The organism is Streptomyces sp. NPDC001744 (assembly GCF_042892575.1).
Classification (GTDB): Bacteria; Actinomycetota; Actinomycetes; order Streptomycetales; family Streptomycetaceae; genus Streptomyces.
The window spans coordinates 174,411-191,388 of record NZ_JBIAUG010000014.1 but is presented as its reverse complement, the minus strand read 5'-3'; the positions used below and the strand labels follow the sequence as shown (position 1 = coordinate 191,388).

The 16,978-nt window shown below is 70.6% G+C and carries 11 protein-coding genes; 9 read left to right on the top strand and 2 right to left on the bottom strand.

What is annotated here, in order from left to right; genetic code table 11:
- Window positions 1–136: 136 nt before the first annotated feature.
- Window positions 137–2,938, bottom strand: coding sequence for a transglycosylase domain-containing protein (locus ACFYZY_RS18775; protein ID WP_388695163.1), 2,802 nt, complete (start codon window positions 2,936–2,938; stop codon window positions 137–139).
- Window positions 2,939–3,306: 368 nt separating this feature from the next.
- On the opposite strand from ACFYZY_RS18775, the gene ACFYZY_RS18770 reads away from it, so the two are divergent.
- The gene (locus ACFYZY_RS18770) at window positions 3,307–3,987 is read left to right on the top strand and encodes a helix-turn-helix transcriptional regulator (RefSeq protein ID WP_388695160.1); all 681 of its coding nucleotides are present in this window, start codon (window positions 3,307–3,309) and stop codon (window positions 3,985–3,987) included.
- A gap of 48 nt (window positions 3,988–4,035) precedes the next feature.
- Window positions 4,036–5,118, top strand: coding sequence for an inositol-3-phosphate synthase (locus ACFYZY_RS18765; protein WP_388695157.1), 1,083 nt, complete (start codon window positions 4,036–4,038; stop codon window positions 5,116–5,118).
- A 429-nt stretch (window positions 5,119–5,547) separates the two neighbouring features.
- Here the strand turns inward: ACFYZY_RS18765 and ACFYZY_RS18760 are convergent, their stop codons facing one another.
- Entirely contained in the window at window positions 5,548–7,014 is a 1,467-nt protein-coding gene (locus tag ACFYZY_RS18760) for a CCA tRNA nucleotidyltransferase (protein WP_388695154.1), read from the bottom strand.
- A gap of 201 nt (window positions 7,015–7,215) precedes the next feature.
- Between ACFYZY_RS18760 and ACFYZY_RS18755 the strand changes: the two genes are divergently transcribed.
- The 7 genes from ACFYZY_RS18755 (at window position 7,216) to trxA (ending at window position 16,900) form a co-directional block, all read left to right on the top strand.
- Window positions 7,216–9,627, top strand: coding sequence for a DUF6049 family protein (locus ACFYZY_RS18755; protein WP_388695152.1), 2,412 nt, complete (start codon window positions 7,216–7,218; stop codon window positions 9,625–9,627).
- Window positions 9,628–9,672: 45 nt separating this feature from the next.
- Window positions 9,673–11,928 (top strand): murein biosynthesis integral membrane protein MurJ, encoded by a 2,256-nt coding sequence (gene murJ, locus ACFYZY_RS18750; protein ID WP_388695150.1) that lies wholly within the window; start codon window positions 9,673–9,675, stop codon window positions 11,926–11,928.
- A 118-nt stretch (window positions 11,929–12,046) separates the two neighbouring features.
- On the top strand, window positions 12,047–13,738 hold the full coding sequence (locus tag ACFYZY_RS18745) for a protein kinase family protein (protein ID WP_388695147.1): 1,692 nt from the start codon (window positions 12,047–12,049) through the stop codon (window positions 13,736–13,738).
- A gap of 27 nt (window positions 13,739–13,765) precedes the next feature.
- On the top strand, window positions 13,766–14,470 hold the full coding sequence (sigM, locus tag ACFYZY_RS18740; RefSeq protein WP_388695144.1) for an RNA polymerase sigma factor SigM: 705 nt from the start codon (window positions 13,766–13,768) through the stop codon (window positions 14,468–14,470).
- The gene (locus ACFYZY_RS18735) at window positions 14,467–15,399 is read left to right on the top strand and encodes a hypothetical protein (RefSeq protein ID WP_388695142.1); all 933 of its coding nucleotides are present in this window, start codon (window positions 14,467–14,469) and stop codon (window positions 15,397–15,399) included. Before sigM ends, ACFYZY_RS18735 begins: the two co-directional genes overlap by 4 nt.
- 136 nt (window positions 15,400–15,535) lie before the next feature.
- Window positions 15,536–16,519 (top strand): thioredoxin-disulfide reductase, encoded by a 984-nt coding sequence (trxB, locus tag ACFYZY_RS18730; protein WP_388695141.1) that lies wholly within the window; start codon window positions 15,536–15,538, stop codon window positions 16,517–16,519.
- A 48-nt stretch (window positions 16,520–16,567) separates the two neighbouring features.
- On the top strand, window positions 16,568–16,900 hold the full coding sequence (gene trxA, locus ACFYZY_RS18725) for a thioredoxin (protein ID WP_030321223.1): 333 nt from the start codon (window positions 16,568–16,570) through the stop codon (window positions 16,898–16,900).
- Window positions 16,901–16,978 lie beyond the last annotated feature (78 nt).

The window sequence follows — 16,978 nt, the reverse complement described above, 5'->3', positions numbered from 1 at the left end:
GGCGTGGTGGGGGGGGGGGGCGGGGGGGCGCCCCCCCCCCCCCCGCCCCCCGCCCCCCCCGGGGGGGGGCGGGCGCCCCCCCCCCCCCCCGGGGGCCCCCGCCCCCCCCCCCACGGCCCCGGAGGAGCGGCCCTGCCTAGGGGGTCCAGGCCCCGTCACCGGGTTTGCCGCCGCCTCCACCGGGCCAGCCGCCTCCGCCGCCGGCTCCGTTGCCGTCCGTGGCGGTGTCGGTCGGTGTCGGTTCCCCGGTGCCGGTCGGCGTGCCCGTGGGCTGTCCGGTGTTGCCGCCCGGATTGCCCGGCTGGTAGCAGTCCGGGTCCCAGATGCTGCAGGTCGTCTTGCCCGGCTTCGGAGTCCTGCTCGTCGGAGGGGTCGTCGTCGGGGTGGCCGGGGGAGTCGTCGTCGGCGCCTTCGTGGTCGGCGTCTCCGTGGGCGTCGGCGTCTCCGTCGGCGTCGGGGTGGCCGTCGGCGTCGGCGTCGCGCCGCCGCCGAAGACCGGCACGGCGCCTTCCAGCTTCTCCGGCTTGGGGAAGTCCACCTTCGGGTCCTTCGCGACGGCTTCGCTCATGTAGTCGCGCCAGATCTGCGAGGGGAACGACGAACCGTGGATCGTGTCCTGGCCGCCCGTGCCGTACATCTTCTCGAACTCGCGGTTCTTCTTCGTGTCGTCGTCGTCGTAGCGGTACATGTCGATCGCCGTCGACACCTGTGCGGTGTACCCCACGAACCAGGCCGACCGGTTCTCGTCGGTCGTACCGGTCTTGCCGGCCACGGCGCGGCCGGGAAGCCGCGCCTTCCTGCCGGTGCCCTCCTTGTCGTCCACGACGTCCCGCAGCACGTCGGTGATGTTGCCGGCGATGGCCGGGCTGAAGGCCGTCTCGGTCTTCGCCTCGTGCTTGTACGCGACGACGCCGTTCTTCTTCACGCTCTCCACGGAATAGGGGTCGTTCTGCTTGCCCTGGTTGGCGAAGGTCGCGTAGGCACCGGCCATGCGGATGGCGCTCGGGCTGGAGATGCCGAGGGAGAACGAGGGGACCTCGCCCTTGACGAGCGAACTGTCCAGCAGGCCGGCGCGCTTGGCGGCGTCGCGCACCCGGTCGATGCCGACGTCCATGCCGAGCTGCACGTACGGCGAGTTGGCGGACTTGATCATGGCCCTGCGCAGCGAGATGTTGCCGTAGTCCGCCTGGCCGTCATTGGTCTGGCGCCACTCCTCGCCCTTCTCGTTGTGCCAGATCTCGCCGTCGTACCTCCGGATCACCAGCCCGTTCTTGCCGGAGTAGAGGCTCTTGTCCAGGTCGACGATCTTCCGGGTGGAGGCGTCCTGGTCCGCTCCCAGCTCCTTGTCCCGCACACCGTCCTTCAGGGCGGAGGCGAGCACGAAGGGCTTGAACGTCGAACCGACCATGGCACCGGTGGCGTCGGCGTTGTTGGTGAAGTGCTTGGTGGCGTCGACACCGCCGTAGAGGGCGAGGATCTTGCCCGTGGCCGTGTCGACGGAGGCCCCGCCGAACTGGACGTTGGTGTCCGTCTTCGGCCGCTTCACGGGGTCGATGTGCTCGTCCAGGACCTTCTTGACGGACTTCTCGAGCGCGTCGACCTTGTTCTTCTGGAAGGTCGTGTAGATCTCGTACCCGCCGCGTTCGAGCTCCTGCTCACCGATGCCGAACTGGGTCTTGATGTTCGCCTTGGCGGTCCTGACCAGATAACCGATCTGGCCTCCCAGGTTGGCTTCCTGACCGGGCTTCTGGAGCTTGGGGAAGGCCGTGTACTTCGCCCGTTGCTCGGCCGTGATGCGGCCGTCGTTCCTCATCTCGTCGAGGATCCACCGCCACCGCTTGGTGGCCCGCTCGGTGTTCTTCTCGGGCGTGGCCTGGGAGTCGATCTCGGGGTAGCCGGCCGGGTCGTAGTACGTCGCGCCCTTCAGCACCGCGGCGAGCAGCGCCGACTCGCTGGGGTCGAGGCGTTCGGCGTCCTTGTTGAAGTAGGCGCGGGCCGCGGCCTGGATGCCGTAGGCACCGCGCCCGTAGTACGCGGTGTTCAGGTAGCCGGCCATGACCTTCTCCTTCTCGACCTTGTTGCCGACCTTGATGGCGATGAAGAGTTCCTTCACCTTCCGGCTGAGGGTCTGCGACTGGTCGTCGAGGAGGTTGTTCTTCACGTACTGCTGGGTGATCGTCGAACCGCCCTGGGTCTCGCCGCCCCTGGCCATGTTCCACACGGCGCGGCCGATGCCCATCGGGTCGACGCCGGAGTCCTTCCAGAAGGTCTTGTTCTCCGCCGAGACCACCGCGTCCTGCATGGACTTGGGGATCTTCGCGAGGGGGACGATCTGGCGGTTGGCGCCGCTGCCCGTCGCGACCATGCGGGAGCCGTCGGCCCAGTAGTAGATGTTGTTCTGCGACTTCGAGGTCTTCGCCTCGTCGGGGACCTCCACCTTCGAGTACGCGAAGGCGGCCGCGCCCATCAGGCTCGCCACGAAGAACAGGAAGGTGCCCGTCACGAGCTTCCACGAGGGCAGCCAGCGTCGCCAGCCGTACTTGTTGTGGCGCGGGTAGTCGATGAACCGCTTCTTGCCCGGCGGGCGACCGCCGGCGCCGCCCCCGGGGCCGCCGCCGCGCCCGCCCCCGCCACCGCGCCTGCCTCCGCCGGACCCGCCGGACCCACCGGGGCCGCCGGGACCGCCGGGACCGGAACCGGCTCCCTTGCGGCGGCTGCCGCGCTGGGCGGCACGGCGGGCCTCCGCGCGCCCGCCGTAGGGCCGCTCCTCCTCCCCGGGGAAGGAAGGGGGCCCGTACGAGGCCGAGAGGGCCCCCGTCCCGAATTCCTGGGCCGGGGCCGACCTGCGGCCCACCGGCTGCTGGGCAGCGCGCCGTGCCGCCGCGCGACCGCCCGTCGGCGGCTGCTGCGGCGGCATTTTGCGACGATGCTCGCTCATCGAACGACTACTCCTCGGGCAGGCGCGTACGCCTGGAAGCGGCAGTTGAGTTCCGGTCCCCCCGAAATGCACACGGCCGGGACCCATCGGAGGTCCCACCGTGCCGCAGCCGGCCACCCCGAGAACTGACGCCCCAGGGAGTCGCTCGGTTCCCGGTGGTCTGCATGCCGCACAGACTACGCACGGCCAAAAACCACCTTCAGAGGGACTTCATCCCAAATCCGGCAAGTCGATCGGCGTGAATTGAGGATGTGACGCCGGTCACGGCGGTACGGCTTGTCGACACAGAGTGGCCGCTCTATCGTGCTGATGTATCGAGTCGATACATCAGCACGGCATAAGGGCCCCGGAAGCGGAGGAGGCGACGGATGAGCAGGCGCTCCGGCATCCTCGAATTCGCCGTCCTCGGACTGCTGCGCGAGGCCCCCATGCACGGGTACGAGCTGCGGAAGCGCCTCAACACCTCGCTGGGCGTCTTCCGGGCCTTCAGCTACGGGACGCTGTACCCCTGCCTCAAGACGCTGGTCGCAAACGGCTGGTTGATCGAGGAACCGGGCAGCGCCCCCGAGGAGGCCCTCGCCACGACGCTGGCGGGACGCCGGGCCAAGATCGTCTACCGGTTGACGCCGGAAGGTAAGGAGCGCTTCGAGGAGCTCCTCTCCCACACCGGTCCGGATTCCTGGGAGGACGAGCACTTCGCCGCCCGCTTCGCCTTCTTCGGGCAGACCGAGCGCGAGGTGCGGATGCGGGTGCTCGAAGGCCGCCGCAGCCGTCTCGAGGAGCGCCTGGAGAAGATGCGCGCCTCCCTGGCCCGGACCCGTGAGCGCCTCGACGACTACACGCTCGAGCTGCAGCGCCACGGCATGGAGTCCGTGGAGCGCGAAGTGCGCTGGCTGAACGAGCTCATCGAGAGCGAGCGGGCGGGACGGGATCGCCGATCCGGCCCCCGTGCCGCGGCTCCGCACGACAACGATTCCGCAGAAACGGGCGGCCTGCCCCGGCACGGGGGCAGTACCCGGCCGGATCCGTCCGACGACACCGCCAAGTGAAACCCTGCGCACAGCAGGGCTTCCACGAACACACAGGGAGCAACCGGAATGGGTTCGGTTCGCGTAGCCATCGTCGGCGTGGGCAACTGCGCCGCCTCGCTGGTCCAGGGCGTCGAGTACTACAAGGACGCCGACCCGGCGGCCAAGGTGCCCGGCCTGATGCACGTCCAGTTCGGCGACTACCACGTCGGTGACGTCGAGTTCGTCGCCGCCTTCGACGTCGACGCGAAGAAGGTCGGCCTCGACCTCTCCGACGCCATCGGCGCCAGCGAGAACAACACCATCAAGATCTGCGACGTCCCGAACACGGGCGTCACGGTCCAGCGTGGTCACACCCTCGACGGGCTCGGCAAGTACTACCGCCTGACCATCGAGGAGTCCGCCGAGGAGCCCGTCGACGTCGTCCAGATCCTCAAGGACCGCCAGGTCGACGTTCTCGTCTGCTACCTGCCCGTCGGTTCCGAGGAGGCGGCGAAGTTCTACGCCCAGTGCGCCATCGACGCCAAGGTCGCCTTCGTCAACGCCCTTCCGGTCTTCATCGCCGGCACCAAGGAGTGGGCCGACAAGTTCACCGAGGCGGGCGTCCCGATCGTCGGTGACGACATCAAGTCGCAGGTCGGCGCGACCATCACGCACCGTGTGATGGCGAAGCTGTTCGAGGACCGCGGTGTCCGTCTCGAGCGCACCATGCAGCTCAACGTCGGCGGCAACATGGACTTCAAGAACATGCTGGAGCGCGACCGCCTGGAGTCCAAGAAGATCTCCAAGACGCAGGCCGTCACCTCCCAGATCCCCGACCGCGAACTGGGCGAGAAGAACGTCCACATCGGCCCGTCCGACTACGTGGCCTGGCTGGACGACCGCAAGTGGGCGTACGTCCGCCTCGAGGGCCGCGCCTTCGGTGACGTCCCGCTGAACCTGGAGTACAAGCTCGAGGTGTGGGACTCCCCGAACTCGGCGGGTGTCATCATCGACGCCCTGCGCGCCGCGAAGATCGCCAAGGACCGCGGCATCGGCGGCCCCATCCTCTCGGCTTCGAGCTACTTCATGAAGTCCCCGCCGGTGCAGTACTTCGACGACGAGGCGTACGCGAACGTCGAGAAGTTCATCAAGGGCGAGGTCGAGCGCTGACCTTCACCCGCGTTGTCCTGGCCCTTTAGGCCAGACGGCAGGGAAAGAGCGCACACGGACAGGGCCCCCACCGCATTCTTCCGCGGTGGGGGCCCTGTGGGGTCGCTTGGGTCTCCGAGGGCGTTCGAGGGCCTGCACTCCTTGATCATCTCCCGATTTCCTCCCGGGGAGAGGGCGCTTCTTCCCGGGCCGGGGGCCGCCGGGTGCGTACGGGACGCCCCGCGCCCGGGCCTGCGCCTCCGGGCGCTCCTCCTCCACCAGGACGTAGCCGTCGCCGGAGGGGGCCTCACCCTCGGCGTCCGGTTCCTCGCTGTCTTCCTCATCGGGCTCGTCACCCAGAGGACGCGTGCGGAGGTGACGTTTCACGTGAAACGCTCTCGGTCCGGTGGGGCCGTTTCACGTGAAACGGCCCCACCGGACCGGCCGTCCTCAGCCTCGCGCCTCCCACCACTCCTTGAGGGCGGCAACGGCCCGGTCGTGCTCCAGAGGACCGTTCTCCAGCCGGAGTTCCAGCAGGAACTTGTACGCCTGGCCGATGGCCGGGCCGGGGCCGATGCCCAGGATCTCCTGGATCTGGTTGCCGTCGAGGTCGGGACGGATCGCGTCCAGCTCCTCCTGCTCCTGAAGCTGCGCGATGCGGTCCTCCAGGCCGTCGTAGGCCCGGGAGAGCGCGGTCGCCTTGCGCTTGTTGCGGGTGGTGCAGTCCGAGCGGGTCAGCTTGTGCAGCCGCGAGAGCAGCGGGCCGGCGTCCCGGACGTAGCGCCGCACGGCCGAGTCGGTCCACTCGCCGGTCCCGTAACCGTGGAAGCGGAGGTGCAGCTCCACCAGGCGCGAGACATCCTTGATCATCTCGTTGGAGTACTTGAGCGCGGTCATGCGCTTCTTCACCATCTTCGCGCCCACGACTTCGTGGTGATGGAAGGAGACCCGGCCGTCCTTCTCGAAGCGCCGGGTACGCGGCTTCCCGATGTCGTGGAGCAGGGCCGCGATGCGCAGCACCAGGTCGGGGCCGTCCTCCTCCAGGTCGATGGCCTGCTCGAGCACGGTCAGCGAGTGCTCGTAGACGTCCTTGTGCCGGTGGTGCTCGTCGCTCTCCAGCCGCAGGGCCGGCAGTTCGGGCAGCACGTGGTCGGCGAGACCGGTGTCCACGAGGAGGCCGAGGCCCTTGCGCGGGTGGGCCGAGAGCAGCAGCTTGTTGAGCTCCTCGCGAATCCGCTCGGCGGAGACGATCTCGAGCCGGCCGGACATCTCCTTCATGGCCGTGACGACCTCGGGGGCGACCTCGAAGTCCAGTTGGGCGGCGAACCTCGCGGCCCGCATCATGCGCAGCGGATCGTCGGAGAAGGACTCCTCCGGCGTTCCCGGCGTGCGCAGGACCCGGGCGGCCAGGTCCTCCAGACCGCCGTACGGGTCGACGAACTCCTTCTCGGGGAGGGCCACGGCCATGGCGTTGACGGTGAAGTCGCGCCGGACGAGGTCCTCGTCGATCGAGTCGCCGTAGGAGACCTCCGGCTTGCGCGAGGTCCGGTCGTACGCCTCAGAACGGTAGGTGGTGATCTCGATCTGGAAGCGCTGAACCGCGTCCCCGACGCTGGCGTCCTTCTGGCAACCGACCGTGCCGAAGGCGATGCCGACCTCCCACACGGCGTCGGCCCAGGGGCGGACGATCTTCAGTACGTCCTCGGGGCGGGCGTCGGTGGTGAAGTCCAGGTCGTTGCCGAGCCGGCCCAGCAGGGCGTCCCGCACCGAGCCGCCGACCAGCGCGAGGCCGAACCCGGCCTCCTGGAAACGGCGGGCGAGGTCGTCGGCGGCGGGGGACACGCGCAGCAGTTCACTGACCGCGCGGCGTTGCACCTGGCTCAGTGCAGTCGGGGTGTCTTCGTTGGCGTTCGGCACAACAGAAAAGGGTACGTGCCCGGACCCGCCCCGCCGTCCCCGTTTCCCGGAGCGGGACCGGCGGACCGGTCCCGTCGGCGGCCCGGGAGGATCACCCGGAGCGGACCCCGGCACTTGCCCCCGGCGTGCCTCGTTACCATGCCTGGACACAGCAACCGGGAGCCACCGGCCCCCCGGACGACGACGAGGACGGGCGAAGGCGTGGCCGAGGCGGCAGACATCCGGGGAACCGGTCCCTCACCCGTCCGCCGATGGCTGCGGCGCACGCTGACCGCGGCCCTCGGGGCGCCCCTCCTCGCCGTACTGCTCCAGGCTCCGGCCGCCGTCTCCCCGGCGGCCGCCGCCGACGACGCCACCGGCTCGAAGACCGTCGAGGTGTCCCTCGACACCCTGTCCCCGAGTGCGCCCGTCGAGGGCGACACCGTCACCGTCACCGGCACGGTGACCAACCGCGGCAAGCAGACCATCACCGGCGCGACCGTGAACCTGCGCGTCGGGCCGAAGATGACCAGCCGCAGCGAGATCGAGCAGGCGGCGGGGCGCACCGGTTACCGGCGCGAGATCGACCCCCCTCCGCTGGAGGACGCCCCCACCGTCAGGATTCCCCGACTGGGCGCCGGCCTCGGCACGGAGTTCTCCCTCTCCGTCCCGGTCTCCGCCCTCGGTCTCCGCGAGGCGGGCGTCTACCAGCTGGGGGTCTCCCTCATGGGCCAGACCCCGGACCGGCGCTACGACCGGGTGCTCGGCATCGAGCGGACCTTCCTGCCGTACCAGTCCGAGGCCACGGAGAAGAAGACCCAGTTCACCTACCTCTGGCCGCTGATCGCCTCGTCCCACGTCTCGGCGGAGACCGCGACGGACGACCAGCAGACGCCGGTCTTCGAGGACGACGCCCTGGCGGCCGAGCTGAGGCCGGGCGGGCGGCTGGACCAGATGGTCTCGCTGGGCAAGGACCTGCCCGTCACCTGGGTGATCGACCCGGACCTGCTGGCAACCGTCGACGCCATGGCGAACGGCTACCGCGTCAAGGACGGCACCCTCCACGTCCCCGGCACCCACCAGGCCCTCGCCGAGCGCTGGCTGGACGCGTTGGAGAAGGCGGTCCAGGGGCACAAGGTCGTCGCCCTCCCCTTCGCCGATCCCGACCTCGCCTCCCTCGCCCATCGCGGCAAGGACGTCCCCGGCTCCCTGGGACACCTCCAGTCGGCCACCGCCGTCGCCGGGATGACGGTCGAGACCATCCTGCACGTCCAGCCCTCCACCGACTTCTCCTGGCCCGTCGAGGGCGCCGTCGACCCCGCCATCGTGGCGGTCGCGACCTCGGCCGGTGCCGACAAGGTGATCGCCCGCAGCGACAGCGTCCGCGACGAGCTTCCCTACACGCCCACGGCGGCACGCCCCCTCGGCAACGGCAGCACCACGGCCGTCGTGAGCGACGCGCTCCTGTCCACCGCCTTCGACGGGGACATGGTCCGCGCGGAGGACTCCACGCTCGCGGTCCAGAAGTTCCTCTCCCAGACCCTCGCGGTCACGCTGGAGCAGCCGGAGAACCAGCGCAGCGTCGTCGTCGCTCCCCAGCGGATGCCTTCCGTCGCCCAGGCACAGACCATGGCGGTGGCCCTGCGCGGCCTCTCCGGGCGGCGCTGGACCCAGCCGTCCGACCTCCTCGCGGCCGCCTCGGCCAAGCCGGACCCGAACGCCTCCAGCACGGTGCCCGCCGGTTCCCGGTACCCGAAGGAGCTGCGCGACCGTGAGCTGCCCGTCCTGGCCTTCGGCGACATGAAGTCCACCCGGGACGCGCTGAACGACTTCAAGGTCATCCTGACCTCCCCGGACCGGGTCGTGACGCCGTTCGGCAATGCGATCAACCGCGAGATGTCGATCTCCTGGCGCGGCCGGACCAGGGCGGCCGCGATCTACCGGGCCGACGTCCTGGAAGACCTGCAGGGCCTCACCAAGGGCGTCCAGCTGGTCGACAAGTCGGACCTGACGCTCTCCGGGCGCAGCGCGACGATCCCGGTGACCGTCCAGAACAAGCTGTTGCAGGGGGTGGACCACCTCGTGCTGCGCCTCTCCTCCAGCAACAAGAACCGGCTGAAGCTCGACGGCGAGAGGGTCGCCGACCTCCCCGTGAGGATCGGCGCCGGGCACAGCCAGTCGGTGAAGTTCACCGCCACGGCCAACGTCAACGGCCAGGTGCCGATGACGGCCCAGCTCTACACCGAGGACGGCACTCCGTACGGGCAGCCCATGAGGTTCACCGTGAAGGTCTCCGAAATCACACCGACCGTGATGCTCGTGATCGCCGGCGGCGTCCTCCTCCTCGTCCTCGCCGGTGTGCGGATGTACAGCCAGCGCAAGCGCGTGGCCGCCCGGAACGCCGAGGCCGAAGGGGCCGAGGAAGCCGAGGAGGCCGGCCCGGCCGGAGAGGCCGGGCGGGCCGCGCCGGACGCGGGACCGGGCGCCGCCCGGGACGCCGGACCCGGCGCCGCGCCGAGCCCCGGATCGGAGGATTCCGGCGCGGACGGAGCCGAGCAGGCGAGTGACCCGACACCGGACACCGGGCCCGAAAGCGGCGACCCGTCGGCCACGGGTGAGAAAGTGGACCGTTGAGCGATGTCGTGGCCGGTCGGCCGGGGACGATGAGGTGGGGTAACCATGAACGCGCCGTACGACGGTGACCGCGGCCAGGGCCCGGGCGGCGCCGTGCCGTCCGGTGGGACGCCCGCGACGCCTTCCGGTTCCGGCCACCCGCCGGTGCCGCCCGCGCAGCAGGGCGCTCCCGCCCCGCAGGGCACCCCCGCGCCGTACCCGCCCCAGCAGGACCTCTCCGCGCAGGACGCCTACGCGCAGAACCCGTACGCCCAGGACCCCTACCTCCAGGACGCCTTCGCGCACGATCCGTACCGGGCGCAGGACCTCTCCGCGCAGGACCCGGTGTCCGAGGCGCTCTACGACCGGGCCGCACACCCGCCACCGCCGCCCGGCACCTACCAGGACCCGCACGCGCTCTACCAGCAGCCGTCCGCGTCCCCGTACGCCCCCGACCCCCGGGTGTGGGCCCAGACTCCGGCCCCGGAACCCGACGGCCCCTCGCGGCACCTGCCCTACGGCGACGACGCGCGCACGGTCCAGTTCACCGGCGTCGACGACCTGGTGACCCGGGCGAGCGAGGAGGCACCCGCCCCGGACGCCTTCGCGCACCTCTACCGGGACCAGCAGCTGTCCGGCCAGGTACCTCCGCCCGCCCCGGAGCCGGAGCCCCTGCCCGCGCCCAGGAAGACCGGCCGGGCCTCCGGACTCCTCAAGTCGAGCGCGGTGATGGCGGCCGGCACCCTGGTCTCCCGGCTGACCGGCTTCGTCCGCAGCCTGGTGATCACCGGTGCGCTCGGCGCGGCCCTGCTCGGCGACACCTTCACCATCGCCTACACCCTGCCGACGATGATCTACATCCTCACCGTCGGCGGCGGGCTCAACTCGGTCTTCGTCCCGCAGCTCGTCCGCTCGATGAAGAACGACGAGGACGGCGGCGAGGCATACGCCAACCGTCTGCTCACCCTGGTCATGGTGGCGCTCGGCCTGATCGTCGCCCTGGCGGTCTTCGCCGCCCCCCTGCTGATCCGGCTGATGTCGAACACCATCGCCGACGACGCGGCGGCCAACAGCGTGGCCGTGACCTTCGCCCGTTACTGCCTGCCCACGATCTTCTTCATGGGCGTGCACGTGGTGATGGGGCAGATCCTCAACGCCCGCGGCAAGTTCGGCGCCATGATGTGGACCCCGGTCCTCAACAACATCGTCATGATCGTCACCTTCGGTCTGTTCATCTGGGTCTACGGCACCTCCGCCGAGTCCCACATGGGCGTGCAGACCATTCCGGACGAGGGCATCCGCCTGCTCGGCATCGGCACCCTGCTCGGTCTCGTCGTCCAGGCCCTGGCGATGATCCCGTACCTGCGCGAGACGGGCTTCCGCTTCCGTCCCCGCTTCGACTGGAAGGGCCACGGGCTCGGCAAGACGGTCAAGCTCGCCAAGTGGACCGTACTCTTCGTCCTCGCCAACCAGGCGGGCGTCCTGGTCGTCACGCAGCTCGCCACCGCCGCCGGTGAGGAGTCCGGGAAGAACGGCGCCGGCTTCCTCGCCTACTCCAACGCCCAGCTGATCTGGGGCATGCCCCAGGCCATCATCACGGTCTCCGTCATGGCCGCGCTGCTGCCGCGGATCTCCCGCGCCGCCCACGACGGCGACCCGGGCGCCGTCCGCGACGACATCTCGCAGGGCCTGCGCAACTCGGCCGTCGCGATCGTCCCGGTCTCCTTCGCCTTCCTCGCGCTCGGCGTCCCGATGTGCACCCTGCTCTACGCATCCAGCGGCGTCGAGGCCGCCCAGGGCATGGGCTTCATCCTGATGGCCTTCGGTCTCGGCCTGATCCCCTACTCCGTCCAGTACGTCGTGCTCCGCGGCTTCTACGCCTACGAGGACACCCGGACGCCCTTCTACAACACCGTCATCGTCGCCGCCGTCAACGCCGCGGCATCGGCGGTCTGCTACGTCGTCCTGCCCGCCCAGTGGGCCGTGGTGGGCATGGCTGCCTCCTACGGGATCGCCTACGCCGTCGGTGTCGGCATCGCCTGGCGCCGCCTCCGCAACCGCCTGGGCGGCGACCTGGACGGCACCCACGTGCTGCGGACCTACGCCCGGCTCTGCATGGCCTCCGTGCCCGCCGCGATCGCCGCCGGCGTGGTCGGCTTCGGTCTGCTGAAGCTCCTGGGGGAGGGCGCGCTCGGCTCGCTCGTCGCCCTGCTCGTCGGCGGGGCCGTGCTCCTCGGAGTCTTCTTCGTCGCGGCCAAGCGCATGCGGATCGCGGAACTGAACACCCTGGTGGGCATGGTCCGGGGCCGCCTGGGACGCTGAACCCCGGGACCCCGCACAACCATCGGCGGGGACCGCGTGTCGTGCATGGCGTCCGACTGTGGGCACAATTGGCTTGGCTGTTGGATGTGGCGCAACGAATGGGGAGGCAGGAACGACGGTGGCGGAACGTAGCACGGCTGCCGTCGACGTGGCCGACAACAGCGGTGACGACCCGCTGACCGCGAAGGCGGGCAAGGCCGCGGCCGACGGGGTGGCGGAAAAGCAGAAAGCGGCGGAGAAGACCGCCGAGGCCACGGACAACGAGGCGGGCGACCGACAGAGCGGCGAACAGCCTTCCCTCGCGGTTCCGGAGCTGCACAGCGGCCACAAGCTGGCCAGGCGTTACCGGCTGGAGGAGTGCGTCACCCGACTGGACGGTTTCAGCAGCTGGCGCGCCGTCGACGAGAAGCTGCGGCGTGCCGTCGGGGTCCACCTGCTGCCCGCCGACCACCCCCGCGCGCGTTCGGTCCTGGCCGCGGCCCGCTCCGCCGCCCTCCTCGGCGATCCCCGGTTCGTCCAGGTCCTCGACGCCGTCGAGGAGAACGACCTCGTGTACGTCGTGCACGAGTGGCTGCCCGACTCCGTCGAGCTGACCGCGCTGCTCGCGCTCGGACCCCTGGATGCCCACGACGCCTACCAGCTCGTCAGCCAGGTGTCCCAGGCCATGGCCGCCGCCCACCGCGAGGGCCTCTCCCACCTCCGGCTCACGCCGAGCGCGGTCCTGCGCAGTTCCACCGGTCAGTACCGGATTCGCGGCCTGGCCGTGAACGCCGCCCTGCGCGGCATCACGGCCGAGCGTCCCCAGCGCAGCGACACCGAGGCCATCGGCGCCCTGCTGTACGCGGCGCTCACCCAGCGCTGGCCGTACGAGAGCGACGCCTACGGCCTCTCCGGGCTTCCCAAGGGCGTCGGCCTGCTCCCCCCCGACCAGGTGCGCGCGGGCGTCCACCGGGGGCTCTCCGAGATCGCCATGCGCGCCCTCGTCAACGACGGGGCCACCGCCTCGCGTCAGGAGCCGCCCTGCACCACACCGGACGAGCTGGCCAGGGCCGTGGCCGCGATGCCCCGCGTGAAGCCGCCGGAGCCCGAGTTCACTGCTCCTCCCGAATACCAGCACACGACGTATCAGCAGGGGTCGTACGGGCGCCAGCAGCCCCATCCGGCCGTCACCCAGCCCGCCGCCGTCCCGCCGCCCCCGCTGCAGAGCCGTACCGGCAGGGCGCTGAAGTGGACCGTCTCGGCCCTCTTGATCGCCGCTCTGGGGCTGGGCAGCTGGCAGATCGCCGACCGGCTCCTGGGGGCGAAGGAGGCCCCGAAGGTCCCGGACACGGCACCGACGGTCATGTCCGACGAGAAGCCCGTTCCGCCCAAGCCGGTCTCCATCTCCTCCGCGCACGACTTCGACCCGCTGGGCAACGGGGTGGAGAAGCCCCAGGCCATACCGAACGCCTACGACGGGGACCCCAGCACCTTCTGGCACACCGACAGCTACTACACCGCCCACTTCGGCGGGCTGAAGAAGGGCGTGGGGCTCGTCCTGGACCTGGGCAGGACACAGAAGATCAGCTCGGTCGATCTCTCGTTCCTGGGGCGCACCTCGGTGGAACTGCGGACCGCTCCCGCCGACGCCGCCTCGGCGCCCTCCATGCCCGGCCGGTTCACCACCCGGGCGTCCGGGACCGGCGACAACGTGACGCTGAAGCCCACCGCACCGGTCACCACCCGCTACGTTCTGATCTGGCTCACCGAGCTGCCCGCCAACGACGGTGGTTTCCGCGGCAAGCTGAGGGAAATCAAGATCCTGGGCTGACGACCGCGCAGGGGAGGGGGCTCACCGTTGGACGAACCGACAGACGAGACCGCCGACGACCGGGAGCTCCTGGCCCGTCACGTCGCCGGGCACCCCGATGCCTTCGGTGAGCTCGTACGGAGACACCGCGACCGCCTGTGGGCCGTGGCCCTGCGCACCCTGGGGGACCGCGAGGAGGCCGCCGACGCCGTTCAGGACGCCCTCCTCTCGGCCTTCCGGGCCGCCCACACCTTCCGGGGCCAGTCGGCCGTCACGACCTGGCTCCACCGGATCACGGTGAATGCCTGTCTCGACCGGGCACGGAAGACCGCCTCCCGCAGGACCTCGCCGGTCGTCGACGACGACCGCTTCGAGCAGCTCCTCGCCCCCCACGAATCCGCGGAGGCGCCCGCGGAGCGCCAGGACCTCCACCGCGAGGTCCTGGCCGCGCTCGCCTCGATCCCCGCCGACCAGCGGGCCGCCCTCGTCCTCGTCGACATGCAGGGGTACCCCGTCGCGGAGGCGGCCCGCATCCTCGGCGTTCCCGCCGGGACCGTGAAGAGCCGGTGCGCACGTGGCCGGGCACGCCTGCTGCCGCTGGTCACTCATCTGCGCACGGGCACCGTGAGTAGCCGGGCCGCCGAAGGGGGAAGGAACCGGACGCCGGGGACATCCGTCCCAGCGGTGCCGGGTCCGACGGATACCGGATCGACCGATCCAGCTGCTGTGAAGGGCGGAGGTGGGCGCACGTGACTTCCACGGCCGACAGGGCTGACACCACACAGCACCCGGACGTCTCGGAGATCTCCGACCTGACCGAGGGACTTCTCCCGCCGAGCCGGTCGGCGGCCGTACGCCGGCATGTGGAGGACTGCTCCCTCTGCGGAGACGTGAAGACCTCCCTGGAGGAGATCCGAGGACTGCTCGGTACCCTGCCCGGCCCGCCCCGGATGCCCGCCGAGATCGCGGGGCGGATCGACGCCGCCCTCGCCGCCGAAGCCCTCCTCGACGCCATCTCGCCGGGCGAGGGCGACAGTGCGCCCGTTTCACGTGAAACATCGCGTCCTTACGAGAAGGCGACGCCCGCCCCGAGCACGCCCCGGTCCGCCGGGCGTCCTCGGGCCTCCGCCGGACCGGGGCGCCCCGGTGTTCCCCGACGTCGCCGGATCGCCCTGCTCACCGCGGTCGGTGCCGCCTTCGGAGCCGTGGCCCTCGGAACGAGCCTGTACCTCGGCCAGGCGGACACCGCGACCACCGCGGGAGTGGCGACCGGCACGAAGAAGGCCGAGGCGTTCACCGAGGCCGCTCCGGGCACCTTCTCCGGGTCGGCGGTCGAGGATCGGGTCCACGACCTCCTCACCGGCGAGAAGAGCCCGAGAACCCCTCAGGACGTCGCACCCGAATCGTTGTCCTCGGGCACCGGAACAGTGGCTCCCCGGCGGAGCAGGGACGGGGCCGCACCCGGCTGTGTCCTGGCCGGCACCGGACGCGCCGATCCGGTACTGGGCCAGGAGCGGGGTGAGTACCGGGGGACACCCGCCTATCTGCTCGTCCTCCCGGACCCCGCCGACCCCACGCGGGTCCGGGCCTATGTGATCGACGCCTCCTGCGCCGACCGGCCGTCGACGGCCGGAACTCCCGCCGCTGAAGTTCTGCTCAGCCGGACGTACCCGCGCTCCTGAGCCGCTTTCCTCGCCGTCCACGTGCCGCGCGGCGCTCCCGGGAATGCACGCCCCTTAGGATCCGTTGGGTGGGGTGAGCGACCGAGACAACCGCCCCCCTAGGCAGTGGCAGTCCGCAGAGACGAGGAAGAAACCCGTGAGCGACGTCCGTAATGTGATCATCATCGGCTCGGGACCCGCGGGATACACCGCCGCGCTCTACACGGCCCGCGCGTCGCTGAAGCCCCTGGTCTTCGAGGGTGCGGTCACCGCCGGCGGTGCCCTGATGAACACGACCGAGGTCGAGAACTTCCCCGGTTTCCGCGACGGCATCATGGGCCCGGACCTGATGGACAACATGCGGGCCCAGGCGGAGCGCTTCGGCGCCGAGCTGGTTCCCGACGACGTCGTCGCCGTGGACCTGACCGGTGAGATCAAGACCGTCACCGACACCGCCGGCACCGTGCACCGCGCCAAGGCCGTGATCGTCACCACCGGTTCCCAGCACCGCAAGCTCGGTCTCCCCAACGAGGACACGCTCTCCGGCCGTGGTGTCTCCTGGTGCGCCACCTGCGACGGGTTCTTCTTCAAGGACCAGGACATCGCCGTCGTCGGCGGCGGCGACACCGCGATCGAGGAGGCCACCTTCCTCTCGCGCTTCGCCAAGTCCGTCACGATCGTCCACCGCCGGGACACCCTGCGCGCCTCGAAGGCCATGCAGGATCGCGCCTTCGCCGACCCGAAGATCTCCTTCGCCTGGGACAGCGAGGTCACCACGATCCACGGCGAGCAGAAGCTCAGCGGGTTGACCCTGCGCGACACGAAGACCGGCGTGACGCGTGAGCTTCCCGTCACCGGCCTCTTCATCGCCGTGGGCCACGACCCCCGGACCGAACTCTTCAAGGGCCAGCTCGACCTGGACGACGAGGGCTACCTGAAGGTGGCCGCTCCGTCGACGCGCACGAACCTCCCGGGCGTCTTCGGTGCCGGCGACGTCGTCGACCACACCTACCGCCAGGCCATCACGGCCGCCGGCACCGGTTGCTCCGCCGCCCTCGACGCCGAGCGCTTCCTGGCCGCCCTCGCCGACACCGAGAAGGTCGCCGAGCCCGAGAAGCTGGCCGAGACCCCCGTGGTCTGACCCACGCCTGCTCCCCCACCCACACCCCGCGATATCAAGGAGGCCGCTGTGGCCCTCAAGACTGTGACCGACGCTTCCTTCGAAGAGGACGTCCTCAAGAGCGACAAGCCCGTTCTGGTGGACTTCTGGGCCGAGTGGTGCGGCCCGTGCCGCCAGATCGCCCCGTCGCTGGAGGCCATCGCCGCCGAGCACGGTGAGATCGAGATCGTGAAGCTCAACATCGACCAGAACCCGGCCACGGCCGCCAAGTACGGCGTCATGTCCATTCCGACGCTGAACGTCTACCAGGGTGGCGAGGTCGTGAAGACCATCGTCGGCGCCAAGCCGAAGGCGGCCATCCTGCGCGACCTGGAGGGCTTCGTCGAGCCCACCAAGGCCTGACCCCCTGCGTTGTTTCACGTGAAACGTCCGTATGAATGTTTCACGTGAAACAGGAGCGGCCCGCCCCCCTGGGGGCGG

Bases quoted from the DNA above. Each gene is read 5' to 3' on its own strand.
- ACFYZY_RS18775 (WP_388695163.1), bottom strand. From the start codon at position 2,938: ATGAGCGAGCATCGTCGCAAAATGCCGCCGCAGCAGCCGCCGACGGGC.
- ACFYZY_RS18770 (WP_388695160.1), top strand. From the start codon at position 3,307: ATGAGCAGGCGCTCCGGCATCCTCGAATTCGCCGTCCTCGGACTGCTG.
- ACFYZY_RS18765 (WP_388695157.1), top strand. From the start codon at position 4,036: ATGGGTTCGGTTCGCGTAGCCATCGTCGGCGTGGGCAACTGCGCCGCC.
- murJ (WP_388695150.1), top strand. From the start codon at position 9,673: ATGAACGCGCCGTACGACGGTGACCGCGGCCAGGGCCCGGGCGGCGCC.